The sequence below is a fragment of the Bradyrhizobium sp. CCGUVB1N3 genome (assembly GCF_024199925.1).
Lineage (GTDB): Bacteria > Pseudomonadota > Alphaproteobacteria > Rhizobiales > Xanthobacteraceae > Bradyrhizobium.
In genome coordinates this window covers 4,637,498-4,662,874 of the sequence record NZ_JANADR010000001.1, presented here as the reverse complement: position 1 = coordinate 4,662,874, position 25,377 = coordinate 4,637,498, and the positions used below count along the sequence as shown (strand labels likewise).

Annotated in this window: 18 protein-coding genes; 6 read left to right on the top strand and 12 right to left on the bottom strand. The window is 64.8% G+C overall.

Annotated features, from left to right (window positions below; all coding sequences use genetic code 11):
- Positions 1-160: 160 nt before the first annotated feature.
- Positions 161-481 carry a helix-turn-helix domain-containing protein gene (locus tag NLM33_RS22280; protein WP_254098745.1) on the bottom strand — a complete coding sequence of 107 codons (321 nt, stop codon included), beginning with the start codon at positions 479-481 and terminating at the stop codon, positions 161-163.
- A gap of 73 nt (positions 482-554) precedes the next feature.
- On the opposite strand from NLM33_RS22280, the gene NLM33_RS22275 reads away from it, so the two are divergent.
- Entirely contained in the window at positions 555-1,109 is a 555-nt protein-coding gene (locus NLM33_RS22275) for a carboxymuconolactone decarboxylase family protein (protein ID WP_254098743.1), read from the top strand.
- A 116-nt stretch (positions 1,110-1,225) separates the two neighbouring features.
- Here NLM33_RS22275 and NLM33_RS22270 read toward each other — a convergent pair whose 3' ends face one another.
- Positions 1,226-2,233: an SIS domain-containing protein gene (locus tag NLM33_RS22270; RefSeq protein ID WP_254098741.1), complete on the bottom strand. Its 1,008-nt coding sequence runs from the start codon at positions 2,231-2,233 to the stop codon at positions 1,226-1,228.
- A gap of 298 nt (positions 2,234-2,531) precedes the next feature.
- On the opposite strand from NLM33_RS22270, the gene NLM33_RS22265 reads away from it, so the two are divergent.
- A complete protein-coding gene (locus tag NLM33_RS22265; RefSeq protein WP_254098739.1) occupies positions 2,532-4,280 on the top strand; it encodes an outer membrane beta-barrel protein in 1,749 nt (582 codons plus the stop codon).
- A 175-nt stretch (positions 4,281-4,455) separates the two neighbouring features.
- Here NLM33_RS22265 and NLM33_RS22260 read toward each other — a convergent pair whose 3' ends face one another.
- Together NLM33_RS22260 and gltB are read right to left on the bottom strand one after the other, a co-directional pair.
- A complete protein-coding gene (locus NLM33_RS22260) occupies positions 4,456-5,907 on the bottom strand; it encodes a glutamate synthase subunit beta (protein ID WP_254098737.1) in 1,452 nt (483 codons plus the stop codon).
- Positions 5,908-6,050: 143 nt separating this feature from the next.
- A complete protein-coding gene (gltB, locus tag NLM33_RS22255; RefSeq protein ID WP_254098734.1) occupies positions 6,051-10,778 on the bottom strand; it encodes a glutamate synthase large subunit in 4,728 nt (1,575 codons plus the stop codon).
- 493 nt (positions 10,779-11,271) lie between these two features.
- Between gltB and NLM33_RS22250 the strand changes: the two genes are divergently transcribed.
- On the top strand, positions 11,272-12,057 hold the full coding sequence (locus tag NLM33_RS22250) for a hypothetical protein (RefSeq protein WP_254098732.1): 786 nt from the start codon (positions 11,272-11,274) through the stop codon (positions 12,055-12,057).
- 88 nt (positions 12,058-12,145) lie between these two features.
- Here the strand turns inward: NLM33_RS22250 and NLM33_RS22245 are convergent, their stop codons facing one another.
- Positions 12,146-12,916 (bottom strand): alpha/beta fold hydrolase, encoded by a 771-nt coding sequence (locus NLM33_RS22245; RefSeq protein ID WP_254098730.1) that lies wholly within the window; start codon positions 12,914-12,916, stop codon positions 12,146-12,148.
- Between the two features lie 164 nt (positions 12,917-13,080).
- Positions 13,081-13,545 (bottom strand): Hsp20 family protein, encoded by a 465-nt coding sequence (locus NLM33_RS22240; protein WP_254098728.1) that lies wholly within the window; start codon positions 13,543-13,545, stop codon positions 13,081-13,083.
- A gap of 207 nt (positions 13,546-13,752) precedes the next feature.
- Between NLM33_RS22240 and NLM33_RS22235 the strand changes: the two genes are divergently transcribed.
- A complete protein-coding gene (locus NLM33_RS22235) occupies positions 13,753-14,700 on the top strand; it encodes an alpha/beta hydrolase (RefSeq protein ID WP_254098726.1) in 948 nt (315 codons plus the stop codon).
- A gap of 11 nt (positions 14,701-14,711) precedes the next feature.
- On the opposite strand, the gene NLM33_RS22230 is transcribed toward NLM33_RS22235, so the two are convergent.
- Together NLM33_RS22230 and NLM33_RS22225 are read right to left on the bottom strand one after the other, a co-directional pair.
- Positions 14,712-17,477, bottom strand: a complete 2,766-nt coding sequence (locus tag NLM33_RS22230) for a di-heme-cytochrome C peroxidase (protein WP_254098724.1) — start codon at positions 17,475-17,477, stop codon at positions 14,712-14,714.
- Between the two features lie 189 nt (positions 17,478-17,666).
- Positions 17,667-19,463, bottom strand: a complete 1,797-nt coding sequence (locus NLM33_RS22225) for a tetratricopeptide repeat protein (protein ID WP_254098722.1) — start codon at positions 19,461-19,463, stop codon at positions 17,667-17,669.
- 220 nt (positions 19,464-19,683) lie between these two features.
- On the opposite strand from NLM33_RS22225, the gene NLM33_RS22220 reads away from it, so the two are divergent.
- The gene (locus tag NLM33_RS22220) at positions 19,684-20,319 is read left to right on the top strand and encodes a LysE family translocator (RefSeq protein WP_254098720.1); all 636 of its coding nucleotides are present in this window, start codon (positions 19,684-19,686) and stop codon (positions 20,317-20,319) included.
- Here NLM33_RS22220 and NLM33_RS22215 read toward each other — a convergent pair.
- On the bottom strand, positions 20,316-21,068 hold the full coding sequence (locus tag NLM33_RS22215) for a sulfite exporter TauE/SafE family protein (RefSeq protein WP_254098718.1): 753 nt from the start codon (positions 21,066-21,068) through the stop codon (positions 20,316-20,318). The genes NLM33_RS22220 and NLM33_RS22215 overlap by 4 nt on opposite strands.
- Before the next feature lie 92 nt (positions 21,069-21,160).
- On the opposite strand from NLM33_RS22215, the gene NLM33_RS22210 reads away from it, so the two are divergent.
- Positions 21,161-22,051, top strand: coding sequence for a LysR substrate-binding domain-containing protein (locus tag NLM33_RS22210; protein ID WP_254098716.1), 891 nt, complete (start codon positions 21,161-21,163; stop codon positions 22,049-22,051).
- 93 nt (positions 22,052-22,144) lie between these two features.
- Here the strand turns inward: NLM33_RS22210 and NLM33_RS22205 are convergent, their stop codons facing one another.
- From NLM33_RS22205 to NLM33_RS22195, 3 genes are all read right to left on the bottom strand, one after another.
- The gene (locus NLM33_RS22205) at positions 22,145-23,122 is read right to left on the bottom strand and encodes a tripartite tricarboxylate transporter substrate binding protein (protein ID WP_254098714.1); all 978 of its coding nucleotides are present in this window, start codon (positions 23,120-23,122) and stop codon (positions 22,145-22,147) included.
- Positions 23,123-23,143: 21 nt separating this feature from the next.
- Complete coding sequence (hisN, locus tag NLM33_RS22200; protein WP_254098712.1) at positions 23,144-23,926, bottom strand: histidinol-phosphatase; 783 nt, start codon at positions 23,924-23,926, stop codon at positions 23,144-23,146.
- Between the two features lie 554 nt (positions 23,927-24,480).
- Positions 24,481-25,371, bottom strand: coding sequence for an N-formylglutamate amidohydrolase (locus NLM33_RS22195; RefSeq protein ID WP_254098710.1), 891 nt, complete (start codon positions 25,369-25,371; stop codon positions 24,481-24,483).
- Between the last annotated feature and the right edge of the window lie 6 nt (positions 25,372-25,377).

The following is a 25,377-nucleotide window of genomic DNA, read 5'->3' as shown; positions in this document are numbered from 1 at the left end:
ACTGCCGCAGTGAACTCGCGGAAAGAGACCCCTCATCCGGCGCCATAGCCGATGCGAAGCATCGGCGTTCTTAAGAACGGCGGCCGAAGGCCGCCTATGCCACCTTCTCCCACAACAAGGGGAGAAGGGAGATCGGAGTGCGCGGCTGCTTCTTCGAATTCTACTTCCGCCACCGCTCCGCGAACCGGTGCAGCGGCATGAACGTCTCGCACAGCTCCCGCCCAAGCGGTGTCAAGCTGTAGCCGCCGCTCTCACCCAGCTCGACGAACCCGGCCTCGCGCAATTCGGTCAATCGCGCTTGCAGCACCGTTGGGGATGCCTCGTCGCAGGCGCTGCGCAGCGCGCGCGAGGTGAGGGGGGCGCCGCGCAATTCCCAGAGGATCCGCAGGCTCCAGCGTTTCCCCAAGAGATCGAGCAGGGCCATGATCGGCCGGCCTGTTCGTGAACCGCGTACGCTGCGCTGCCCTGCCGGTCTCGCCATATCTGCCTCTTGCGCGCTGCTACAGATAGTGTAGCGTCTCATGCTACGATTATTGTAGCATGAGAGATCGGTCATGTCACAGATGACGTCGCGCATCGCGCCGCTGGATCCGCCTTATCCGCCCGAGATCGATGAGCAGTTCAACCGCATCATGCGCGGTGCGCCGCCCTTGATGCTGTTCCGGGTGATGGCGGGACACAAGCGCGCCTGGGACAAGTTTCGCGCCGGCAGCCTCCTGGACCCGGGGCCGCTGTCCTTGCGCGCGCGAGAGATCGTCATCGACCGCACCTGCGCGCTGAACAGATGCGAATATGAATGGGGCGTGCACGTCGCGATCTTCGCGGGAGCTGCGGGCCTCACGGATGAACAGGTCCGCGCCACTGCTGATGGCGACGCGACTTCAGCCTGCTGGTCTCAGGCCGAGCAGGCGCTGATCGCGGCCGCCGATGCCTTGCATCACCGCGCCACGCTTGACGACGCGGAGTTCGCGGCGCTCGCAGCGCACTACGACAACGCGCAGATTTTGGAGATCATGATGCTGTGCGGGGTCTATCGCACGGTGTCGTATGTGGCGAACGGGCTGAGATTGCCGCTGGAGGAGAAGGCCGCGCGGTTTCCCACGCACTGACCGTCATTCCGGGGCGCGGCGAAGTCGCGAGCCTGGAATCCAGTTCGCAACGGGTGATGCGGGTGAATGGATCCCGGGCTCATCGCTGCGCGATGCGCCGGGATGACGGAGAAACGTTAAGCCACGCCCGCCCGCAAGAGATCGTGCAGGTGCACGATGCCGACGACCTTGCTCGCTTCGGCCACGATCAGCGTCGTGATCTTCCCCGTGTTCAGCACCTCGATCATCTCGGTCGCGAGCATGGAAGGCGGCACGGTCTTCGGCTGCTTCGTCATGATGTCGTCGACGGTCGCGGTCAGGAGATCGGGCCGCATGTGCCGGCGCAAATCGCCGTCGGTGATGATGCCGGCGATCTCGCCCGTGCCGCTGACGATGCAGACACAGCCGAGGCCCTTGGCCGACATCTCGACCACCGCCTCCGACATCTTCGTGCCGAGCGGCTTGACGGGGATCTCCGCGCCGGTGCGCATGTAGTCGCGGACGAATTTCAGCATCGCGCCGAGTTTTCCGCCGGGGTGGAAATGCGCGAACTCCAGCGCCGTGAAGCCGCGACCCTCGAGCAGCGCGATCGCGATGGCATCGCCGATCGCGGCCTGCATCAGGGTCGAGGTGGTCGGCGCCAGATTGTGCGGGCAGGCCTCGCGCGCCTTGGGCAGCTCGATCACGGTATCGGCGGCCTGTCCGAGCGCAGAGCCTGCATTCGACGTCACCGCGATCATGGGAATCGCAAAGCGCGCCGAATAATTCACGAGGTTCTTCATCTCCGGCTGCTCGCCGGACCAGGACAGCGCCATGATGACGTCGTCGGTGGTGATCATGCCGAGGTCGCCATGGCCGGCTTCGGCAGCGTGGACGAAGAAGGCGGGCGTGCCGGTCGAGGCCAGGGTCGCTGCGATCTTGCGCGCCATGTGGCCGGACTTGCCGAGCCCGGTGACGACGACGCGCCCCTTGGCCTTGCGGATCATCTCGATCGCCGCCGTGAAGCTCGCACCGAGGGGCCCCTTCAGCGCAGTTGCGAGCGCGCCGATGCCGCCGCTCTCCGTCTCCAGCGTGCGCAGCGCGGATTCGATGTCGGGGGAGGCGGGGCCGGATGATGGGGTCATCAGCGGTTTCGAACTCGGCATGTTGTGATCCAGGGGAGACATCGGCAAACCCAGTTTGCCCGTGGCCGCCTGCTTAGCACGACCGCGGCGGGGAGGCGACGCGAGAGCATGATCCGGAAAAGTGGAGACCGGCTTTTTCGGAAAGATCATGCTCAAACAAAGAGATAGAGCGGGATGGCGTTTCGAAGAAACGACAGCCCGATCGTCCGCCCTCAACGGCTCATTAACCATAATTGTTTTAACTCCTTTAACGATGGTACCCGCGTCCTCCGCGGAAGCCATTGCTGAAGTGTCTGAAGTCGTTGGAGTTTTCTAAATCGTGGGGTCGTCTCCAGGCAGGGGCCGGAGCAAACGCGCGCACGTCGTGCGCGTCGTCTTGCCATGCCTTGTGCTGACCGTGCTGGAGAATGCGCCAGCCGCCGCCCAGAGCCTCACGCCGGACCTCTTCAATCCGAACCGCGGCGGCTTCATCTCGCCTGACACGCTGCCGACGCGCCGCACGGCCACGACCACATTTGCGCAGCCGCCGTCGGACGCCCTGCCGGCGTTGCCCGATCCCAGCGCCGATCCGCGCAAGAGCAAGGACACGCCGGCGCCCTCGCGGATCGGTCAGGTGCCGACCTATGGCCTGCCCGCCGCCAATGGCTCTGGTGCCTCGGGCTATGACTCGCTCAATCGCAAGCGGCAGCAGCCCAAGCTCTATCCCGGACAGCCGAAGCCGAAGCGCGCGCCCGGCCCCGGCACCCCGGCCCCGACCGTGACGTCAGCACCTGGCATCGGCCAGCCGCGCATCGCGCCGCCGCCATCGGAGACCGCCAACAAGACGCCGATGCCGGCGGCGATGGCCGGCACCGTGCCCGGCCAGCCGCTGCGCCGGCGCCTCAAGCTCGACGACGATCCCTTTGGCCCCGTCGGCGATTACGCCGGCAGCTTCCTGATCAAGGGCGCACTCGAGCTCTCGGGCGGCTATGACACCAACCCGGCGCGCCTCAACAAGCCGATCGGCTCGCCGCTCTATGTCGTCGCGCCCGAGCTCGTCGTGATGTCCGACTGGGAGCGCCACGCGCTGGTCGCGGACCTGCGCGGATCCTTCACCGGTTATGGCAACCAGTTGCCTGCGACGATCGACGGCGTCGCCTCGCCGGCGCCGGTCAATATCGATCGTCCCGATTTCACCGGCCATGTCGATGGCCGCCTCGACGTCGACCGCGATCTCAGGCTGACCTCGCAGCTCCGCTTGCGGCTCGCCACCGACAATCCCGGCAGCCCGAACATCCAGGCGGGACTGCAGAAATATCCGATCTATGCCACCTTTGGGACGACGCTCGGCGTCGACCAGACCTTCAATCGTTTCGAAATCGCCGCCGGCGCAACGGTCGATCGCACGGCCTACACCGACTCCAAGCTCACCGACGGCGAGACCTTCAGCAACGACGACCGCAATTTCAACCAGTATGGCGGCATCGGCCGTTTCTCCTACGATCTCAAGCCGGGCCTGAAGCCGTTCGTGGAGATCGAGGGCGACACCCGCGTGCATGACCAGGCCGCCGACCGCAACGGCTATTTGCGCGATTCAAACGGCGGCTATGCCAAGGTCGGCACGTCCCTCGAGTTTTCGCGCATCCTCACCGGCGAAATCTCGATCGGCTACGCCGCGCGCAACTATGTCGACCCCAGGCTCAGCCAGCTCAGCGGCTTCCTGACCACGGGCTCGCTGGTCTGGAATGCGAGCGGACTCACCACCGTCAAATTCTTTACCGATACGCAGATCGCCGAGACGACGCTTGTGGGCTCCCCAGGCATCCTGGTGCGCACTTACACGGCTGAAGTCGATCACGATTTTCGCCGCTGGCTGACCGGCATCGGCAAGTTCACCTACGGCACGTACGATTACCAAGAAAATGTGCGCCACGACAAAACGTACTCGATCGAAGGCGATCTCATCTACAAGCTCAACCGCAACCTCTGGGTCAAAGGCACGCTCCGCCACGACATCCTGGTTTCGAATGTCCCGTTGTCGAGCTCGCAGGCGACGGTGGTGATGCTGGGGGTGAGGCTGCAGAATTGAGGGCCCCCCGCGTGACGGCCTTACGAAGTCAAGCCCTTAGGTGTCGTCCTGGCGAAAGCCAGGACTCATTGCCCCAGGGAGTAGTTTGGCGACGACTGGTCGTTCGGGATTAACACCGTCTGCCATCGATAGATTCCGCGGTATGGGTCCTGGCTTTCGCCAGGACGACAGCGGATTACCGCGGCAGGTCCGTCTTCCCCATCAGGAACGTGTCGATCGACCGTGCGCAGAGCCGCCCCTCGCGGATCGCCCACACCACCAGCGACTGGCCGCGGCGCATGTCGCCGGCGGAGAAGACGTTGGGGCGCGAGGTCTGGTAGTCGAGCGTGTTGGCCCTGACGTTGCCGCGCGGGTCGAGGTCGACCGAGAGCAGCTTCAAGAGGCCCTCGTGCACGGGGTGCACGAAACCCATCGCGAGCAGCACGAGCTCGGCGTCGAGCTCGAACTCGGTGCCGGCCATCGGCTTGAACTTGTCGTCGACACGCACGCAGTGCAGCTTCTTGACCTTGCCGTTCTCGCCGGAGAACTTTTGCGTCAGCACGGCGTATTCGCGGATCGCGCCTTCGGCCTGGCTGGAGGACGTGCGCATCTTGAGCGGCCAGTTCGGCCAGGTCAGGCCCTTGTTCTCGCGCTCGGGCGGCGCCGGCATGATCTCGAGCTGGGTCACGGTCTTGGCGCCCTGGCGCAGCGAGGTGCCGATGCAGTCGCTCCCGGTATCGCCGCCGCCGATGACGACGACGTGCTTGTCGCCGGCGAGGATCTCGGTGACGCCGTTCAGAGGCTCCTCGGAGTTGCGACGGTTCTGTTGCGGCAGGAAGTCCATCGCGTAATGGATGCCGTCGAGGTCGCGGCCGGGGATCGGCAGGTCGCGCGGCGCTTCCGCACCGCCCGTCAGCGCGATGGCGTCGTACTCGTTGAGCATCTCGCGCGGATCGACGTTGCCGGCGGCACCGACATGGCTGTTGTAGTGGAAGGTAACGCCCTCCGCCTCCATCTGCGCGACGCGGCGGTCGATGATGTCCTTTTCCATCTTGAAGTCGGGGATGCCGTAGCGGAGCAGGCCGCCGGCCTTGGCGAACTTCTCGTAGACATGCACGTCATGACCGGCGCGTGCGAGCTGCTGCGCGCAGGCCATGCCGGCCGGACCCGAGCCGATCACCGCGACCTTCTTGCCGGTCTTCTCGGTATTGACCTCCGGCGTCAGCCAGCCGTTCTCCCAGGCGCGGTCGACGATCGCGCATTCGATGGTCTTGATGGTGACCGGGTTGTCGTCGATGTTGAGCGTACAGGAGGCTTCGCACGGCGCAGGGCAGATGCGGCCGGTGAACTCCGGGAAATTGTTGGTCGAGTGCAGGTTGCGCGAAGCCTCTTCCCAGTTGCCCTGATAGACGAGGTCGTTGAAGTCCGGGATCTGGTTGTTGACCGGGCAGCCCGCGGTGCCCGGCGCGACCGAACCGGTGCCGTGGCAATAGGGAATGCCGCAATTCATGCAGCGCGCGGCCTGATCGCGCGTGTCCTTCTCGGAGAGCGGAACGACGAACTCCTTGAAGTGCTTCAAGCGCTCGGCGACCGGGGTGTACTTGCGATCGTGCCGTTCGATTTCGAGAAAACCCGTGACCTTGCCCATTAAACCCGTAGTCCCTGCCGCTTGGTTTTTCATTTTTCGTCGTTCCGGGATGCGCGCGCAACGCGCGGACCCGGAACCCCGAGGTTGGTTTGCGAGATTCCGGGTTCGCGCGGCGCGCGCCCCGGAATGACGCCTGATGAGACTTACGCGCCGATCGCGATTTTCGGCTCGGCGTCCGCGTTGGCCTGCATTTCGCGCAATGCACGCCGGTACTCGACCGGCATCACCTTGCGGAATTTGGGCAGCCATTCCTTCCAGTTCGCGAGGATCTCGATCGCGCGCCTGGAGCCGGTCGCCTTTTCATGGCGCGTGATCAGGACGTGCAGGCGCTCGACGTCGGAATCGAGCAGGTTCTCGAACACGTCGACCCGGCCATGGGCCTCGAGGTCACCGGAGTGGTTGTAGGTGCCGGCGTTGATCAGCTCTTCCGACAGCACCGGCTCGAGCTCGACCATCGAGAGATTGCACAGCTTGTCGAAATCGCCGGTCTCGTCGAGCACATAGGCGATGCCGCCGGACATGCCGGCCGCGAAGTTGCGCCCGGTCTTGCCGAGCACGACCACGATGCCGCCGGTCATGTATTCGCAGCAATGATCGCCCGCGCCCTCGACAACCGCCACGGCTCCGGAATTGCGCACGGCAAAACGTTCGCCGGCGATGCCGCGGAAGTAGCACTCGCCCTCGATCGCGCCGTACATCACGGTGTTGCCGACGATGATGCTCTCTTCCGGCACGATGCCGCCGTTGCGCGGCGGCTTGACGATGATCTTGCCGCCAGAAAGGCCCTTGCCGACATAGTCGTTGCCTTCACCCTCGAGCTCGAAGGTGACGCCGTGGGCGAGCCACGCGCCGAAGGCCTGGCCGGCGGTGCCCTTGAGGCTGACATGGATCGTGTCATGCGGCAGCCCCGCATGGCCGTAGATCTTGGCCACCGCGCCCGACAGCATCGCGCCGGCGGAACGATCGGTGTTGTTGATCTCGGCCTCGACCTTCACCGGCGCGCCGCGGTCGAGCGCGGGCGTCGCCTTCTCGATCAGCTTGCGGTCGAGCACGGCCTCCAGATGATGGTTCTGGCGCTCCGAGTGATAGATCTTCTGGCCCTTCTCTTCCTTCTGCTTGACGAACAGCTTCGAGAAATCGAGGCCCTTGGCCTTCCAATGTGCAACCAGACGGGTCTGGTCGAGCATCTGCGTCTGGCCGACCATCTCGCTGAAGCTGCGGAAGCCGAGGCTTGCCATGATCTCGCGAACCTCTTCGGCGACGAAGAAGAAGTAGTTGATCACGTGCTCGGGCTGGCCGGTGAAGCGCTTGCGCAGGACGGGGTCTTGCGTGGCAACGCCGACCGGGCAGGTGTTGAGGTGGCACTTGCGCATCATGATGCAGCCCGCCGCGATCAGCGGTGCGGTCGCAAAGCCGAACTCGTCCGCGCCGAGCAGTGCGCCGATCACCACGTCACGTCCGGTGCGGAAGCCACCGTCGACCTGGACCGCGATGCGGCTGCGCAGCCGCTCGCGCACCAGCGTCTGGTGGGTTTCAGCGAGGCCAATCTCCCAGGGCGAGCCTGCATGCTTGATCGAGGTCAGCGGCGAAGCGCCAGTGCCGCCCTCGAAGCCCGCGATGGTGACATGGTCGGCGCGCGCCTTGGCGACACCGGCCGCGACCGTGCCGACGCCGATCTCGGAGACGAGCTTGACCGAGACGTCGCCCGTCGGGTTGACGTTCTTGAGGTCGTAGATGAGCTGAGCCAGGTCCTCGATCGAGTAGATGTCATGGTGCGGCGGTGGCGAGATCAGGCCGACGCCCGGCGTCGAATGCCGGACCTTGGCGATCGTCGCGTCGACCTTGTGGCCGGGCAACTGACCGCCTTCGCCGGGCTTGGCACCCTGCGCCATCTTGATCTGCATCATGTCGGAGTTGACGAGATATTCCGTCGTCACGCCGAAACGGCCCGAGGCGACCTGCTTGATCGCCGAGCGCATGGAATCGCCGTTCGGCAGCGGCTTGAAGCGGTCAGCTTCCTCGCCGCCTTCGCCGGTGTTCGACTTGCCGCCGATCCGGTTCATGGCGATCGCAAGCGTCGTGTGCGCCTCGCGCGAGATCGAGCCGAAGCTCATCGCGCCGGTGGCGAAACGCCTGACGATGTCCTTGGCCGGCTCGACCTGGTCGAGCGGCACGGGCTTGCGCTTCTCTTCCTCCGCGCTCTTGATCCGGAACAGGCCGCGCAGCGTCAACAGACGCTCGGACTGCTCGTTGAGGATCTTCGCGAACGCGCGATAGCGCTCCTGCGAATTGCCGCGCGCGGCGTGCTGGAGCAGCGATACCGATTCGGCGGTCCAGGCATGGTCCTCGCCGCGGGTGCGGTAGGCATATTCGCCGCCGACATCGAGCGCAGTCTTGTAGACCAGCGCATCGCCGAACGCGTCGGCATGCCGGCGCACGGCTTCTTCCGCGATCTCGGCGAGACCAACGCCCTCGATGCGGGTGTGCGTGCCGGCGAAGAATTTGGACACGAAGTCCGCCTTCAGGCCGACCGCGTCAAAGATCTGCGCGCCGCAATAGGACTGGTAGGTCGAGATGCCCATCTTGGACATCACCTTCAGAAGGCCCTTGCCGATCGACTTGATGTAGCGCTTGACGATCTCGTAGTCATCGAGCGCCGCAGGCAGGCGGTCCTTCATTGCGATGATGGTCTCGAACGCGAGATAGGGATTGATCGCTTCCGCGCCGTAGCCGGCAAGGCAGGCGAAGTGATGCACTTCGCGCGGCTCGCCGGATTCGACGACGAGGCCCACCGAGGTGCGCAGGCCGGTGCGGATCAGGTGATGATGCACGGCCGCGCAGGCGAGCAGCGAGGGGATCGGCACGCGGTCGGTGCCGACCATGCGGTCGGACAGGATGATGATGTTGACGCCTTCGCGCACCGCGGCTTCCGCACGCGCGCAGAGCTCGTCGAGCACCTGGTCCATGCCGGCCGCACCGAGGCCGGCGTGGAAGGTGGTGTCGAGCGTGCGCGACTTGAAGTGAGTATCGCCGAGATCGGCGATCGAGCGGATCTTTTCGAGATCCGCGTCGGTCAGGATCGGCTGGCGCACTTCGAGGCGCTTGGTGGTGGCAAGGCCTTGCAGGTCGAACAGGTTCGGCCGCGGTCCGATGATGGAGACAAGGCTCATCACCAGCTCCTCGCGGATCGGGTCGATTGGCGGGTTGGTGACCTGCGCAAAGTTCTGCTTGAAGTAGGTGAACAGCGGCTTGGGCTTGGCGGACAGCGCCGAGACCGGCGTGTCGTTGCCCATCGATCCCGTGGCTTCCTCACCGGTGGAGGCCATCGGCGTCATCAGGATGGTGATGTCTTCCTGGCTGTAGCCGAACGCCTGCTGCCGATCGAGCAGCGACAGGTTCGAGCGCACGCCGGTGGTCGGCGCCTTCGGCAGCTCCTCCAGCACGATCTGGGTGCGGTCGAGCCACTCCTTGTAGGGATGGCTCTTGGCAAGCTCAGCCTTGATCTCGTCGTCGGGGATCAGGCGGCCCTGCTCGAGGTCGACCAGCAGCATCTTGCCGGGCTGCAAACGCCACTTGGTGACGATCTGGTCCTCGGGGATCTTGAGCACGCCCATTTCGGACGCCATCACGATGCGGTCGTCCTTGGTCACGAGATAGCGCGCGGGCCGCAGGCCATTGCGGTCGAGCGTGGCGCCGATCTGGCGGCCGTCGGTGAACGCGATCGCAGCGGGGCCGTCCCACGGCTCCATCAGCGCGGCATGATATTCGTAGAAGGCACGGCGCTTCTCATCCATCAGGGGATTGCCGGCCCACGCCTCCGGAATCATCATCATGACGGCGTGCGGCAGCGAGTAACCGCCCTGCACCAGGAATTCGAGCGCGTTGTCGAAGCAGGCGGTGTCGCTCTGCCCTTCATAGGAGATCGGCCAGAGCCGGCTGATATCCTTGCCGTAGAGCTCCGAGCTCACGGAAGCCTGACGCGCCGCCATCCAGTTGACGTTGCCGCGCAGCGTGTTGATCTCGCCGTTATGCGCGATCATCCGGTAGGGATGCGCCAGCGACCAGGTCGGGAAGGTGTTGGTCGAGAAGCGCTGGTGCACCAGCGCCAGCGCACTCTCGAAGTCCGGCTCCTGAAGATCGGGATAGTACTTGCCGACCTGGTCGGCGAGGAACATGCCCTTGTAGATCACGGTGCGGCAGGACATCGAGCAGGGGTAATAACCGGCGAGCCCGCGGTCGCGGCGCTGGTAGATCGCCTGCGAGATCGACTTGCGCAGGATGTAGAGCTTGCGCTCGAATTCGTCCTCGGTCTTGGCGGTGCCGTTGCGGCCGATGAACACCTGCATGCAGGCCGGTTCGGTCGGCTTGACGGTCTCGCCTAGCGAAGAATTGTCGGTCGGCACGTCGCGCCAGCCGAGCAGCTTCAGGCCCTCGGCCTTGATCTGATCGGCGATGATGCTCTTGATGACGTTGCGCCAGGCGGTGTCGCGCGGCATGAACAGCGCGCCGATGGCGTATTCCCCCGGCGCGGGCAGCGCAAAGCCGAGCCCCTTGGCCTTGCGGGCGAAGAAGGCGTGCGGGATCTGCACCAGAATGCCGGCGCCGTCACCGGCGCGCGGGTCGGCGCCGACCGCGCCGCGATGCTCGAGGTTGCAGAGGATGTTGAGCGCGTCCGAGACGATCTCGTGCGACTTCTTGCCCTTGATGTTAGCGATGAAGCCGACGCCGCAGGAATCCTTTTCCATGCTGAGGTCGTACAGACCTTCGGCGGGTGGACGGAACGTGTGCTCGCGATCGGTCGTTTTCGAGGCGACCGTCGCCGACAGTTCTTCTGCCACGATGTTTGCGCGCTCGAATTGCGACCCGTTCATTGTTCCTGTCCTCTCCATGCGGCAAGCTGCCTCACCGCCATCTTCGGCGCACCTTGGGCGTTCCACGGCACCCGCTCTTTGGGCCACCGCTCGTCCGTTGCGAGCCGCATTTTCTTAAATTCAGGCCTGGGCGTTCCACGTCCCCGAGAACGGCTTTAGCCTGCAGCTTCTTGGCGCTCGAGAGCGCCGTTTTTCGTTGCAATCCCTGTGCCGGGATCACAAGCAAAATTGAGACAGCTTTCCTGTCCTAACCATCACCTTGCCAAAATTTTGTCTAGCACACAAGCACGCAAAAGTCCCGATTCCCAAGGTGTCAATCACGCGCTTTCCCGCATCCGGTCCGCCCCGGATTTGAGGCAAACGCGCCGCGATCCGGCCCTGAGGCCGTCGGAATCCCGAGGGAAGCTTCGGATCAGCCCTTCGAAAGGCGCGCCGTGCCGTAGCAAGCGAAAGAGCGCATGCCGTCCGGGGGCCTGACAGGAGCGTTTCGACCATGAAGTTGTTCACAGGATGGGTGGCTGCCGCCGCATGTGCGCTGGCGGTATCTGCTGCCGACGCGCAGGTGCTGGCGAACGGAGCTCTGCGCGGGCCCGCCACGGCCGTCTCGGATTTCGACGGACGACCCTATGGTCCGCCGGAAGCCCCGCCGCCACGTCCCTACGGTTACGGTTATGGCTACGAGCGTGCGCCCACGCCGGCGCTGTTGCCGGCAACCGAGGTCTACGCCGTGCTGCGCGAAAACGGCTTCTCGCCGCTCGGCATCCCGCGTCTGCGTGGCCTTGTCTACACCATCGCGGTGATCGACCGCCGCGGCGACGACGGCCGGCTCGTGATCGATGCTCGTGACGGACGGATCCTGCGCTTCGTGCCGGCTTTCGGCCCCGGCTTCGGCATGGGTCCGGCCTATGACGAAGGTGCGGTAGCCCCTTACGGGCCGCAAGGCGCGCTGCCGCCGCCGACCGTGATCCGCAGTGCCGCGCCGCGGCCGCCGGCTCCAATCCCGCATGTCGCAAGCCGCTCCATCCCGGTTCCGAAGGCGGCCCCGCCGCGCGGCGAGACGCCGGCGGCCGCCGCCAAGCCGGCTTCGCCGGAGCCGCAGCAGGCGCAAGCGCCGCAGGCCCAACCCGCGCAGGCTCAGCCCTCGCAGCAGGCAGCTGCCGTACAGCCCAAGCCCGCCGAGGCAGCGCCGCAAGCCGCCGCTCCAAGCGTCGGCCAGGCCAAGCCTGCACCGACGATCCTGCCGACCCAGGACATGCCGGCTGCACAGGGGCTGGAGTAAAAGCCCGCGGATGCGGGGCGTTTGAAGCCGAGCAAAGCAAAGGCGCCCAGATCGCTCCGGGCGCCTTTTGCATCGGCCGAATCTCCGCTCAGCTCGGCCCGTAGCCCGCCGCCTGCAGGATCAGATTCGCCACCTCCTTCGGACGCGATACCAGCGACAGGTGGCCGGCATCGAGCTCGACGGTGGTCGCGTGCATGCGCTTCGCAAGGAAACGTTGCAGGTCGGGGTTGATGGTGTCGTCGTTCTTCGACACCGCATACCAGCTGGGCTTCGCATGCCACGCGGCGTCGGTGGTGCGGCCGGCGAAGATCGAGGCGGCCGTTGGCCATTGCACGGCGTAGAGCTCCTTGGCCTTCTCCGGCGCGACGCCATTGGCGAAATATTTCAGGAACGCGTCCTCGGAGAGTTTCGTGAAGCCGTCGCGCTCGACAATGCCGGCGCGCACCGGGCCGGTCGGGAATTGCTTCGACAGCGCCACGAAATCCTCGTTCGCATCGGGTGCACGCGCGGCGATGTAGACGAGACCGGTGACCTTCGGATCGGTGCCGACCTGGCTGATGACGGTGCCGCCCCAGGAATGCGCGACCAGCACGGTTGGGCCATCCTGTTCGGACAGCGCATGCTTGGTGGCCTCGACGGATTCGGAGAGCGACGTAAGCGGGTTCTGCACGGCCGTGACGTGCAAGCCTGCCGCCTGCAGGATCGGGATGACCTCGGACCAGCTCGACCCATCAGCCCAGGCGCCATGCACCAGCACGACATTCTTTGCCTTCACCGGTGGGGTGGACTGCGCGTGGGCGAGGGTGATGGGCGCGGCCAGCAGGCTCGCTGCGAGTAACAGGGTGCGCCAAACTCTCATGGTCATTCTCCGTCTGTCTTGGTCCGATGCCAGGAAAGACGGATCGCGCCGCGGCCTCGTTACGCCTCTTCACCGCTCTGTGATGCAGTGCAAACAAGACAAACAAAAACGCCCCGGGGCACCGGGGCGTTTTCGCAACTTGAAAGTCGAATGTGATGGACGCCTCAGGCGGCGGCCTTCTCGCCCTCGATCACCTGCGCGGCCTGCGCACTGGTGTTGATCGCGATCTGGCGCGGCTTCTTGGCCTCAGGGATTTCGCGCACGAGGTCGACATGGAGCAGGCCGTTCTCGAGCGAGGCGTCCCTCACCTGCACGAAATCGGCAAGCTGGAAGGCGCGCTCGAAGGCGCGTGCGGCGATGCCGCGATAGAGCACTTCGGACTTGCTGTTCTCATTGGCGACTTTCTCGCCCTTGATCGTCAGCGTGTTTTCCTTCGCGACGATGGAGAGCTCGTCCTTGGAGAAGCCGGAGACCGCAACGGTGATGCGGTAGGCGTTCTCGCCTGTGCGCTCGATATTGTAGGGGGGATAGCCGGGGCTGCCGTCCGAAGTCGTCTGGTCGAGCAGATTGAAGAGACGGTCGAAGCCGACGGTGGAACGGTAGAAGGGGGTGAGGTCGTAGGTACGCATGGTGAGTCCTCCATTGAGCGACTGATCTGGTAACCCGCCCGCCAATCGGGCCGGGCTTTAGTCTGTGTGCAGCCTGATGCTCGGGTTCCCGAAGCACTGGTAGCGGCCTGCACGAAAATGATATGGGTGGGGTGAAACAGCGTTCAAGAGGGCGATAGCAGCGCCTTTTCGGCGCTCCCGCACCTTGATTCCCGGCATTTCCCGCCCATGACGCTGGTCTCGATTCCCGCCAATCCCGTTCCCGAAAACGTCGTCAGCGGCACCATCAAGACGCCCGACGGCGCCGAGCTGCGCTTTGCGCGCTGGGCGCCGCCTGCGGGCCGCAAGGGCACGGTCTGCGTCTTCACCGGCCGTAGTGAACAGATCGAAAAATATTTCGAGACGGTGCGGGATCTGCGCGATCGCGGCTTTGCGGTGGCGATGATCGACTGGCGCGGGCAGGGCCATTCCTCGCGCCGCCTGCGCGATCCGCGCAAGGGCTATGTGCGGTCCTTCTCCGACTTCGAGATCGACGTCGAGACCTTCGTGCAGCAGGTGGTGCTGCCGGATTGTCCGCCGCCCTTCTTCGCGCTCGCCCATTCCATGGGCGGCGCCGTGATGCTCAGGGTTGCGCATTCGGGCAAGCGCTGGTTCGACCGCATGGTGCTGTCGGCGCCGATGATCGATCTGCCGGGCCGCGCCACCTCGTTCCCGTCGCGGGCGTTGCTCAGGACCCTGCGTCTGCTCGGGCAGGGCGGCAGCTACATTCCCGGCGGCAACGACCGCATCACCGGTATGGATCCCTTCATCAACAATCCCCTGACCAGCGATCCCGTGCGCTATGCGCGCAATTCCGCCATCCTCGAGGAGGATCCGACGCTGGGCCTTGCCTCACCGACGATCGCCTGGGCCGACACCGCGTGCCGCGCGATGCACACCTTCAAGGGCATGTCCTATCCGTCCGAGATCCGCCAGCCGATCCTGATGCTGGCGGCCTCCAACGACACCATCGTTTCTACCGCCGCGATCGAGGAGTTCGCCTATCACTTGCGCGCCGGCTCCCATCTCGTGATCGCCGGCGCCAAGCATGAGATCCTCCAGGAGCAGGACCGCTACCGCGCCCAGTTCTGGGCAGCCTTCGATGCCTTCGTGCCCGGCACGCCGTTGTTCGGGTGAGGGGCGGGGCTCTACAGCGTCTTCAGATATTCGATCAGATCGTAGCGCTCGTCGTCATCCCTGAACATGCGGCCGATCACGCCAGGGCGTTTCGGTTCGCCTTCCTTGCGCTCGAAGGAATGGCCGTGCACGCTGTTGCCCTGGATCGGATCCTTCTCCGACCCTGCCGAGAATTGCGTTTCGCCCGTCTTGCAGCGCTCGCCGGCGGTGACCGCAAAGCCGACGGTCACGGGATCATAGTCGCGGCGACCCATGCAGAAATTCGTCGGGCGCTCGTTTTGCGGCTTCAGCAGCCAATACAGCGAAGGCACCGAACCGTTGTGCAGATAAGGCGCCGTAGCCCAGATGCCGTTGAGCGGCCGCGCGCGATAGCGCGGCCCGGGCGCCGGATTGAGACAGTTCTTGCGCGCGAGATTCCACAATTTCGCCCGCTCGGCTTCCGGGGTCTTGTCGTCGTCCATCCACTTGCGGGCGACGAGATCGACCACCGTCATGAGGCCGAGTGCGTATATCATCTCGGTCGGTGAGCTCGCGGTCGAACTGTCGCATTGCCACCAGGTCTTGAGGTCGGCCGTGTTCACCTTCAGGAAGCCAGGCACATCGACCGTCCTGTTGGTGAGCACAAGGGATTGTTCGGGATCCGTCTTGATTTCTTCGAGGGGGATCGTCACCGCGTTCAGCACCTTGCTGTCGCCGCTTGCCTCCCAATGTCCCGAGGACCAGAAGGCCGGGGTGTTGACGGCCGGCAGGTGGCATCCGGAGCACATCTCGGTGTAGATCGCGCGGCCCCGTTCGACGCGATCGGTCTTCAGCTTCCACGCGTCGTCGAGAATCTGCGAGGGCCATTGCGGCGCCAGCAGGCCGCCGAATTTCGGACCGGCAGGGGGATCGGCTGGCTTGAACGGATCGGGGCCTCTCAGCATGTCCTCGATCCAGCCGAGTGTCTTGATGTGAACCGAGGACCGCCAAAGCCTGTCCTCCGGATAGGCGTCGGATAGGTTGAGCAGCGCCGTCACGCCGAGGGCTTCGCCGGCGTTGCGGATCAGCGGCTGCTCGATCGAGGCGTCGTATTGGGCGAATTTGAACCACGGCACGGTCCAGATCGCGGGATAGCTGACCGGCGCGTCCTGGGCGTGCAGGTTCTTCTCGAAGCCACTGACCCCGCTCAAGGCGAGATCCTGGGAAAAGACCTGGTTGCCGATGCGATTGAGGGCGTCGAGGCGGCCGAACCCTTCCTCGGTGTCCTGCTGCTTCTTCTTGTCCCAGGTCTGCTTGTGCTCGATCGTATCGTTGTACTTGTTCTGCCAGTCGATCAGGAACTTGCCGATTGCGCTGAGCTTCTGCTTGAGCGCGTCGCGGTCCGCCTTGCTGGCTTCGGGGCCGAGCACGCGATCGGCAAAGCGCTGGAAGCGGAACGGGACGTACAGGGTGTAGGCAATCGACAGGCCGGTGGAGAGCTCGAGCTTCTTCAGGTCGGTCATGGCCGGACCGCCGTCGAAGCGCACGTCCACGCCCTTGTAGTGGATCTGGCCCGTATGGCAGGCCGCGCAGGTCAGCCCGATCTTGTCCTCTTCGCGACGGCCGGTCGCGGGATCGACAGCACCGGTCATCCGTGCGAAGCCGACCGGCAGACCGTCGACGTTCTCGGCCGGCGTCCACCTGGTCGACAAGTCCGGCACCTGCGCCGTCTCATAGACATTGGCGTAACCGAAGCGGCGCAGCGTCGTCGCGTCGGTCTGGATCGACTGCGGACTCGGGATGAAGCCGAAGCGCTCGAGATAGGCGCTGTCCTTCATCATGCCCGGCCGCGAGAACAGATGTAGGCGTGGCTGCTCCAGTGCCGTGAACCAGGTATAAGGCACCGGAAAAGTCGCGGTGCCCTGGCTGGCGTGATGGAACCAGTGCCGGTCCTTCAGCGACCAGTTTTGCTCGAGCCAATAGGCTGCCGTCGTCTCCGGGAGCGTGGGCAAGGGCGGCGGCAGCAGCTGCGCGAGTATTCCCTTCTGCGGCAGCATGGCGCGGACCTGGTTGGGGAATTCGGCGACCGCTACGAGAGCGGCAAGACCGAGGCCGATGAGGAGTGCTCCGAACGCGAACGCCCAGCGAAACCTGAGCTGGCAGGCCGACAGCACCGGCTGCGACAGGATCCGCTGGTTGATGCGGTCGGGGAATTTGCGCTCGTTGAACAGCGTGCGCACGTCGGCGACGCTGAGATAGCGGTCCTCACCCTTGCCCCTGCCCATGATCTTCAGGAGGACGGGCCATTCGAACTTCATCAGTAGGGGGTAGTACCAGCGTGCGGCGCTGCCCGCGCGCTTGAGGTTGTCGCGCATGAAGGTCTGGATTTCCGATGCGTTCAGACCTGGCTCGGTGTTGCCGCCGTCCGGATCGGTGTAGGTGCGGCCGAAGCTCGCAAGCCGGCTGACCTCGTCCTCGTTGACCTTGCCGTCCACGCTGAGGATGCGCGAGCCCGCGCCGAGCTTGTCCAGAGGGCCGCCACGCAGCGCGTCGAGCTGCGCGCCCGACCAGATGCTTTTCAAGATGTGACCGAAGCCGTTGGCGATCAGCGCCACGCCGCGGACCTGGATGCGCGCCGAGACCTTCTTCAGTCCTGCTTCGCCGCTCGCATTCGCAATGGTTTGCGACAGCTTGATCAGCGGGACGGTCCCGCCGTCGACAAAGCCTTCGCCGACGAGGCCGCGCAGGAATGGGCAGGGATTGTTCGGCGAGACCTGGATCGAAGGGTCGAAGGGGGGCTTCGAAGCGGAGTCATGCATGGCCCAAAATCCTGAAAACAGCGAATCGTGAAAAGCAGACGCGCCGATAGAGCGCGCAAAGTCCTAACAAACCGACAGCACGCTATACTACTTCAGCGTGTGACGAAGTGTGGCTGAATTCACTGTCGTGTCAACAAGAGCAGGCGGGAGGTCGCCAACGAACTGCAGAGGGAGCGCAGCCTGCCCTCTTTAGGAATCGGCGGCGCGCTTGACGTCGCTCTGGACGAGGCTGAGCTTGACGAGTGGGACGCCCGCTTTCAGGAGCCCTTCGCGGTAATGGGCGAGGTCCGAAGCCTGCTTCCAGTGAAAATTCCTCAAGTGCCGCTCGACCGTCAGGCTCGGGTAGTTGCTCATCAGCACGTCGGCAGCCTCAGCGGCTTCGTCGGCGCGTCCGAGCTGCGCCAGTGCCGCGGCGCGGATCGCCAGCGCCTGCATGTGGTTTGGATTGATGTAGAGCTGCTCCCGGGCCCACGACAACGTCGCGTCATATTGGCCCAGCATATAATGGCTGAACGCGTTCAGCGCCGCCCATTGGTAGCGCGGATCGCTGTTGCCGCGCTGCGCCGCCATCGAGAACAGCTCGATCGCCTGGCGATGCTCGCCGATGACGAAGTGGCAGATGCCGAGCACGCCGCGCGCGCCCATGTCGTAGGGGTTGAGGGCGACCGCGCGCTTGGCGGCGTCCATCGCGGCCTCGTAATGCCCATCCTGCGCATGAACCCAGGACAGGATCGAGAATGCGAAGGAGGAGCGCGGGTCGAGCCGGACGCTGGTCTCGGCCAGATGCATCGCCGCGACCCACATCTCGCGCGAGCCCTTGACCCAGCCGAACTGGATGCTCTGGAGCTGAATCGTCGCGAGGTAGGCATGCGCGATCGATAGTTTGGCATCGAGCGAGATCGCCTCCTTGAACAGCGCGATGGCGGTGTCGAAGTCTTCCTCGGTCTGCCGGTAGTAGTGTGACAGCCCCTTCAGGAAGCGGTCCCAGGCGGTGACGTCGTTGGTCTGGCGCGCCGGCGCGGAGGCTTCGGCGCGGAAGATTTCGGTCGCGATCGCAGCCGACAGGTTGGTCGTGATCTCGTCCTGCATGGCGAAGAGGTCGCCGATGTCGCGGTCGTAGCGGCCGGTCCAGAGCTGCTCGCCGGTCTCCGGCGCGATCAGCTCGGCCGTGACGCGGATCTTGCTGCCGGCGCGCCGCACCGAACCCTGGATCAGGTAGGTCGCGTCGATCTCGCGCGCGATCAGCCGCGTCGAGAGATTCCTGCCCTTGAAGGCGAAGGTCGAGTTGCGGCTGAGCACGCGATAGAACGATTGCAGGGCCAGCGCGTGGATCAGGTCCTCGGTGAGGCCGTCGGAGAAATATTCGTCGCCGGCGTCGCTCAAATTGGCAAAGGGCAGCACGCCCACGATCGCGGTGCGATATTGCTGCGGCAGCGCCGAGACCTCTTTGGTCTGCGCCACCTGCGCGGACGTGCCCTCCGGCGTCCAGGTGAAGACGCCGACCGGCTCCTTGATGTTCTTGAAGCGGTGCGCGCCGGCATCGGCCAGGGGCATGTTGAGATGCTTGCCGGCCTCGCCATAGGCCTTGGCCGAGATCGCGAACCCGCCGGGGCTCGCCACCGATTCGAGGCGGACGGCGATGTTGACGTCATCGCCGAACACCTCGTCCTCGTCGACGATGATGTCGCCCATGTGGATCCCGAGCCGGAACTGCATCGCGCGGTCGGCGGGCAAGTGGTCGTTGCGCTCCGCCATCAGCATCTGCATCGCGATCGCGGCTTCGGTGGCGCCGACGATGCTGGGGAATTCCAGCAGGAAGCCGTCACCGGTATTCTTCACGACGCGGCCGCCATGATTGAGGATAATGGGATGGATCGCGCTGCGATGGGCCTTGAAGACGGCATGGGTGCCGGCCTCGTCAGTGCCCATCATACGCGAATAGCCGGCGACGTCGGCGCAGACGATGGCGGCCAGGCGTCTCTCCATATCCTCGCAGGCTCCAAGGGATCGGGCACCGGCCACCGGCGTGTCGGTCTTCCGCGAATCCGTGCATTTCCAGAACCTAGTCCTTATAGAGCACGCACAGGCAAGCGGAAGTGTGATCCGCATTGCAATTTCGTTGCAAATCCAACGCAAATCCGGTGGTGGACGCAGCTCGCCGAACCAACTAAGCTGGTCGTTTGAGTGGCCTTCAGGGATGCGCGACATGCTCGGCATTCACGAACTTTGGCTCTTCGTCCTGTCGGGCGTGGCCCTCAACATCACGCCGGGACCGGATACGGTCTATGTTATTGGCCGCAGCATGCAGTTGGGCTGGCGCGGCGGGGCCGCGGCGACGTTCGGAATCAGTTGCGGCTGCTTATTCCACGTCACGGGCGCGGCAATCGGTCTCTCGGCGCTCTTGATGGCCTCGTCCACCGCGTTCTCGGTCGTAAAGCTGGTGGGCGCGGCCTATCTGGTGCTGACCGGCTTGCAGATGCTGTGGTCGCGGCCCGTGCTCGCGGGTTCCCTGACGGGCGAGGATAAGCGCACGCCGCTGCGGCGGGTTTTCCTCCAGGGGGTCTTCACCAACGCGCTCAATCCCAAGGTCGCGCTGTTCTTCCTGGCCTTCCTGCCGCAATTCGTCGCAGCCGATGCCCCGCACAAGCCGCTCGCCTTCCTGACGCTCGGCCTTATCTTTATCTGCACGGGCACGCTGTGGTGCCTGTTCCTGGCGGCGTTTGCCGCGAAGGCTGCGCTGCGGCTCCGGCGGTCCGACGGAATCATCGCCTGGATCAACCGCGCGCTCGGCGGGCTCTTCGTCTATCTCGGCTTCCGCGTCGCGATGCTCGAAGCGCGCTAAACAAGCTCCTTTGCAAGCGCGCTGCCGACCAGGTAGAGGCCGAGCAGGATCATCGCGATCAAGAACCAGCGGCGAAATGTTTCGGCCGGCATCTTCGAGCGCAGCGACTGGCCGATGAACATGCCGGCAAAGGCGCAGGCCATGGCGACGATGCCCGGCACGGCGTTGGCTGGCGTCAGTAGCCCGCCCGCGGTGAGGTTGAAGGCGAGCGCCAGCGTTGCGACCGTGAAGAACACGCCGAGTGCCTGCACCAGCTCGTCCTTCTCCATGCCGATCGCCTGCATGAACGGCATCGACGGAATCACCTGCACGCCGGTTGAGGCCGAGATCACGCCGGTAACGACGCCGACGGCGCCGCCGACCCATTTCTCGTTCCGCGGCGCGACGCGAAATTGGAACTTGTTCAGCCCGACGATGGCGTAGATCACCAGCAGGAGACCGAGCACCACCGTGCCGTAGCGTGCATGGGGGCCGGTCAGCGCGCCGGCATTGAGCCAGCTTCCGATCACGGTGCCGAGCATCAACGGCCACAACCGCCTGAGGATGTCGAGCAAATAAGGGCCGACGAAGGTCTGCCAGATGTTGGTGATGATCGCCGGCACGATGACGATGGCGATCGCCCGGCCCGGCGCCATGGTCACCGCGAGCAGGCCCATCGACACGGTCGGCAGGCCGAGCCCGATCACGCCCTTGACGAATCCGGCGAGCAGGAAGACGGCGGCAATCAGAATGATGAGCGGGTCGATCATGCCGGCCACATTGACCGATCGGCGGGGAAGGCACAATCTGGAGGTTACGGAGCTAGCCTTCGTCTGTGACGAAGGCTGAAGGAGATTATCCCGTGCGATTCGACCTCGTCGACCTCCAGCTCTTCATCGCGGTGGCGGACCAGCGCAGCATCACCCGCGGCGCCGAGCGCTCGCATCTGGCGCTGGCCTCCGCAAGCGCACGGATCAAGGGCCTGGAGGACGCGCTCGGCGTTGCGCTTCTCAAGCGCGGGCGGCGCGGCGTGGAGTTGACCGCCGCGGGCGAGAGCCTGCTCGATCATGCGCGGCTCGTCATCCACCAGGTCGAGGCGATGCGCGGCGATCTCGCGGGTTTTGCCAGCGGGGTCCGGGCGAGCGTGCACTTCCTCGCCAACACCTCGGGACTGTCGGAGCATCTGCCGAAGGCGCTTGCGGGCTTCCTGCGCGAGCATCGTGACGTCGCCGTCGACATCGAGGAGCGCGAGAGCACGGACATCGCCGCCGCGATCACCGCGGGCGCCGCCGATCTCGGCTTTGCCGCCGAGCACGCGCTGCCCGATCACATCGAGCGCTTCCCCTTCAGCGAGGATCGCCTGACGCTGGTGACGTCGCGGCGCGGCCCGTTCGCCGGCCGCCGCCAGATCGATTTTCAGGAGGCGGGCCATTGCGACTTCGTCGGCCTGACAAGCGCTACCGCGCTTCAGGTCCATATCTCGAAACACGCCGCGCGGCTCGGCATGCGCCCGCATTTCCGCGCGCGCTTGCGTGATTTCGATGCGATTTGCCAGATGGTCGCCGCAGATGTCGGCGTCGCGCTGGTACCGGAAGCGGCCGCCCGGCGCTGCGCGAAAACGATGCCGATCGCCATGGTCCGCCTGCGCGACCCCTGGGCCAACCGCAAGCTCGTGATCTGCGCGCGGAGTTTCAAGACGCTGGCAAGGCCGGCGAAGATGCTGGTGGAGCACCTGCGCGCCGCTGCGATGTAAGGGCCACGATAGCCGCACACTCCGCTGCGCTCCCTCTTCACAAGGGGGAGGGAACGCATCTGCCTCGTGGCGCTCCAATCGTCGAGTCGCTGGTTACTTCGCCGTCTCGACTCCAGCGTCCTTGATCACCTTCGCCCACTTTGCGGTCTCGTCCGCGATGAATGTGCGAAAATGCTCGGGGCTATCGCCGATCAGCGTCGCGCCTTGCGCGGCGAGCTTCTCCTTCACCGCCGCATCAGTCATCGCTTGCGTCGCGAGGCGGTGTAGCTTGTCGACGATCTCTTTCGGCGTGCCTTTCGGCGCCACCATGCCGTACCAGTTCTCGATCCGAAGGTCCGGAAAACCTGCTTCGGCCGTGGTCGGCACCTCGGGCGCGGTGGGCGCGCGGTCGGGCGAGCCGACGGCGATGGGTTTCAAGGCGCCTGCCTTGATCTGCGGCAGCAGCACGGGGAGATCGAGGAAGGTCATCTGCACCTGCTGGCCCAGGAGATCGTTCACCGCGGGCGCCGCTCCGCGATAGGGGACGTGCACGATGTCGATTTTCGCCGTCAGCTTGAACAATTCGCCGGCAAGATGCGGCAGGCTGCCGGGGCCGGAGGAGGCGAAGTTGAGCTTGCCGGCTTGAGCCTTCGCGAGCGCGACCAGCTCAGTCATGTTCTGCGCCGGCACGTTGGTGGCGACCACCAGCATCTCCGGCACGGTTGCGACCAGCGTGACAGGCGTCAGGTCGGTGAGCGTGTCATAGGCGACCTTCTCCATGCTCGGGCTGATCGCGAGCGCGCCCGCGCTGGAGATCGCGATGGTGTAGCCGTCGGGAGCTGCCTTTGCGACCGCGTCGGTGCCGAGCACGCCGCCCTGGCCGCCGCGATTGTCGATCAGGACGGGCTGGCCGGTGATCTCGGACATGCGCTGGCCGATCACCCGGGCGATGATGTCGTTGGGGCCGCCGGCCGGGAACGGCACGATCAGCTTGATCGGCTTGGCGGGAAAATCCTCAGCCACCGCCAGTGACGGCAGGAGCAGCAGCAATCCCAATAGCAATTGAGAGAGAAGCCTGCGTGAGACGGTCATGCAAGTCCTCCGCTCGCTTTGTTATTGGTTGAGGAGTTTTAGCGCTTCTTCGTGCACGCGGGGATCACCGGCGGCGATGATGCGGCCGCCGCCTTGCGCCGGCTTGCCTTCCCAGGTCGTGACGATGCCGCCGGCGCCGGTGACGATCGGGATCAGCGCCGCGATGTCGTAGGGTTTCAGCTCGGTCTCGACCACGAGGTCGACGTGACCGGCGGCCAGCATGCAGTAGGAGTAGCAGTCGCCGCCATAGCGCGACAGCCGCGCGCCCTTCTCGATGCGGCCGAAGATGGCGCGGTCGCGCTCGTTCATCAGAAGCGGGCTCGTGGTGTAGGTCGTCGCTTCGGCAAGCGAGGCGCAACGGCGGACCTGCAGGCGGCGCTCGCCGGAGGGGCCCTTATAATTGGCCGAGCCGTTGTCGCCGGAAAACCGTTCGCCGATGAAGGGCTGGTGCATCATGCCGAACACCGGCGTGCCTCTGTGCAACAGGGCGATCAGCGTGCCCCAGATCGGAAAGCCGCCGATGAAGGATTTCGTGCCGTCGATTGGGTCGAGCACCCAGACATAGTCGGCGTCCTCCCGCTCGTTGCCGAATTCCTCGCCGACGATGCCGTGCTGGGGGAAGTTGGCCTTGATCAGCCGCCGCATCACGGCCTCAGCGGCGCGGTCGGCCTCGGTGACGGGGTCGAAATCCTTGGTCTTGCTCTTGTCGTCGATGGACAGCGAGGTGCGGAAGAACGGCAAAATGGTTTCGCCGGAGGCGGTGGCAAGCCGTCCGATGAAGGCTGAGAAATCGATCACCGTCACAGGCCTGTCCCTTGAACCCGAAAGCCAAACGAATGTTGGGCTATTGCCTAGCTCAAATCGAGAGGCTCGGGCAGCGCTCTCTTGAATTGCACCCTGGTATTTTGGATGCAGTCCCCAGTGCCGCCCCGCCGAGCCATCCGCTGACCAAATATCGATCATGGGTTTGAGAGCTTAGTTCCGGGCATGCCTCGTTGGTATGCAAACGATGATCAACCCATTGAAATTCCTTATCAAAGAAACTGAATCCGGGTTTCTGCGGGGGCATTGGAGCTCTGTGTTTTTTGCATGGGAAACGGCTCAAAAGCCCTTGCACTTTGTGCAGCGCAGTCGCATATTGTTGCGGTGCGGTAGCGCCTCGCGTTACCGCTGCCCTCCTTGGGCGTTTCCTCCCTAGACTTGGGCCGCTTGCTCATAACAAGCGGCCCTTTTTTCTTGCCTGCATTCTGCGTCGATCGCTTTCATTTCGATGCGCGCATCAGCGCGAAGCGAAAATCGGATCGCGTGTTGATGCGGCCGTCGTCGCGACCTGCGATAGGCGCGAAAAATGTTTCCGCTTATTCGGCCGCAGCCTGGAACGGGCCGAGATCGCCGAACGGAATGGTCGTGGCGAGCACGTCCGACAGTATAGCGAAATCCGCTGCGACCTGGTCGAAGCGCGGGCCGCGCTCGCGCCGCCGCTCGTCCATGTAGATCGCGCGGTTGAGCTCGAGCTGAACCGCGTGCAGGCCGCTCGCCGGATTGCCGTAGTGTTCGGTGATGAAGCCGCCGGCATACGGCTTGTTGCGCCCGACCGAATAGCCGAGCCCGCTCAAGGTCTCCTCGACACGGTCGGGAAGCAACGGCGTGCAGCTCGTGCCGTAGCGGTCGCCGATCACGACGTCGGGCCGGCGCGGCTCGTCACGGGAGACGCCGACCGAGGGCATGGAGTGGCAGTCGACCACCATCACGGTGCCGAACATCTGGTGCACCTTGTTGATCAGCCGCCTCAGCGCGCGGTGATACGGCTTGTAGAGCGTCTCGATTCGCGCCAGCGCGTCGTCGACCGCGATCCGGTCGCGATAGATCTCCTGGCCGTCGCCGACGACGCGCGGGATGGTGCCGAGCCCGCCCGCAACGCGCATCGAGCGGGTATTGGCAAAGCTCGGCAGCCGGCCGGAGAACATCCGCGGGTCGAGCTCGTAAGGCTCTCTGTTCACATCGACATAGGAGCGCGGGAAATTGACGCGCACGACCGGAAAGCCGCGCGTGCTCAAATGCCCGATCAGCTCGTCCATGAAGGAATCTTCCGAGCGGCGGAGCGTCGACAGGTCGATGCGTGAGGCTGCCAAAAAATCGTCCGGATAGACCGAGCCGGAATGGGGCGAGTTGAAGATGATCGGCGCCCGCCACTCGGTGGGCTCGATGATCTCGAACGGTGGCGACAAGTCGCCGTCAAACCGGGTCATCTTGGT

What these genes read in the sequence shown, in the direction of transcription:
- NLM33_RS22280 (WP_254098745.1), bottom strand. Translation starts at nt 481, where the DNA reads ATGGCGAGACCGGCAGGGCAGCGCAGCGTACGCGGTTCACGAACAGGC.
- NLM33_RS22275 (WP_254098743.1), top strand. Translation starts at nt 555, where the DNA reads ATGTCACAGATGACGTCGCGCATCGCGCCGCTGGATCCGCCTTATCCG.
- NLM33_RS22270 (WP_254098741.1), bottom strand. Translation starts at nt 2,233, where the DNA reads ATGCCGAGTTCGAAACCGCTGATGACCCCATCATCCGGCCCCGCCTCC.
- NLM33_RS22260 (WP_254098737.1), bottom strand. Translation starts at nt 5,907, where the DNA reads ATGGGCAAGGTCACGGGTTTTCTCGAAATCGAACGGCACGATCGCAAG.
- gltB (WP_254098734.1), bottom strand. Translation starts at nt 10,778, where the DNA reads ATGAACGGGTCGCAATTCGAGCGCGCAAACATCGTGGCAGAAGAACTG.
- NLM33_RS22250 (WP_254098732.1), top strand. Translation starts at nt 11,272, where the DNA reads ATGAAGTTGTTCACAGGATGGGTGGCTGCCGCCGCATGTGCGCTGGCG.
- NLM33_RS22245 (WP_254098730.1), bottom strand. Translation starts at nt 12,916, where the DNA reads ATGAGAGTTTGGCGCACCCTGTTACTCGCAGCGAGCCTGCTGGCCGCG.
- NLM33_RS22240 (WP_254098728.1), bottom strand. Translation starts at nt 13,545, where the DNA reads ATGCGTACCTACGACCTCACCCCCTTCTACCGTTCCACCGTCGGCTTC.
- NLM33_RS22235 (WP_254098726.1), top strand. Translation starts at nt 13,753, where the DNA reads ATGACGCTGGTCTCGATTCCCGCCAATCCCGTTCCCGAAAACGTCGTC.
- NLM33_RS22230 (WP_254098724.1), bottom strand. Translation starts at nt 17,477, where the DNA reads ATGCATGACTCCGCTTCGAAGCCCCCCTTCGACCCTTCGATCCAGGTC.
- NLM33_RS22225 (WP_254098722.1), bottom strand. Translation starts at nt 19,463, where the DNA reads ATGGAGAGACGCCTGGCCGCCATCGTCTGCGCCGACGTCGCCGGCTAT.
- NLM33_RS22220 (WP_254098720.1), top strand. Translation starts at nt 19,684, where the DNA reads ATGCTCGGCATTCACGAACTTTGGCTCTTCGTCCTGTCGGGCGTGGCC.
- NLM33_RS22215 (WP_254098718.1), bottom strand. Translation starts at nt 21,068, where the DNA reads ATGATCGACCCGCTCATCATTCTGATTGCCGCCGTCTTCCTGCTCGCC.
- NLM33_RS22205 (WP_254098714.1), bottom strand. Translation starts at nt 23,122, where the DNA reads ATGACCGTCTCACGCAGGCTTCTCTCTCAATTGCTATTGGGATTGCTG.
- NLM33_RS22195 (WP_254098710.1), bottom strand. Translation starts at nt 25,371, where the DNA reads ATGACCCGGTTTGACGGCGACTTGTCGCCACCGTTCGAGATCATCGAG.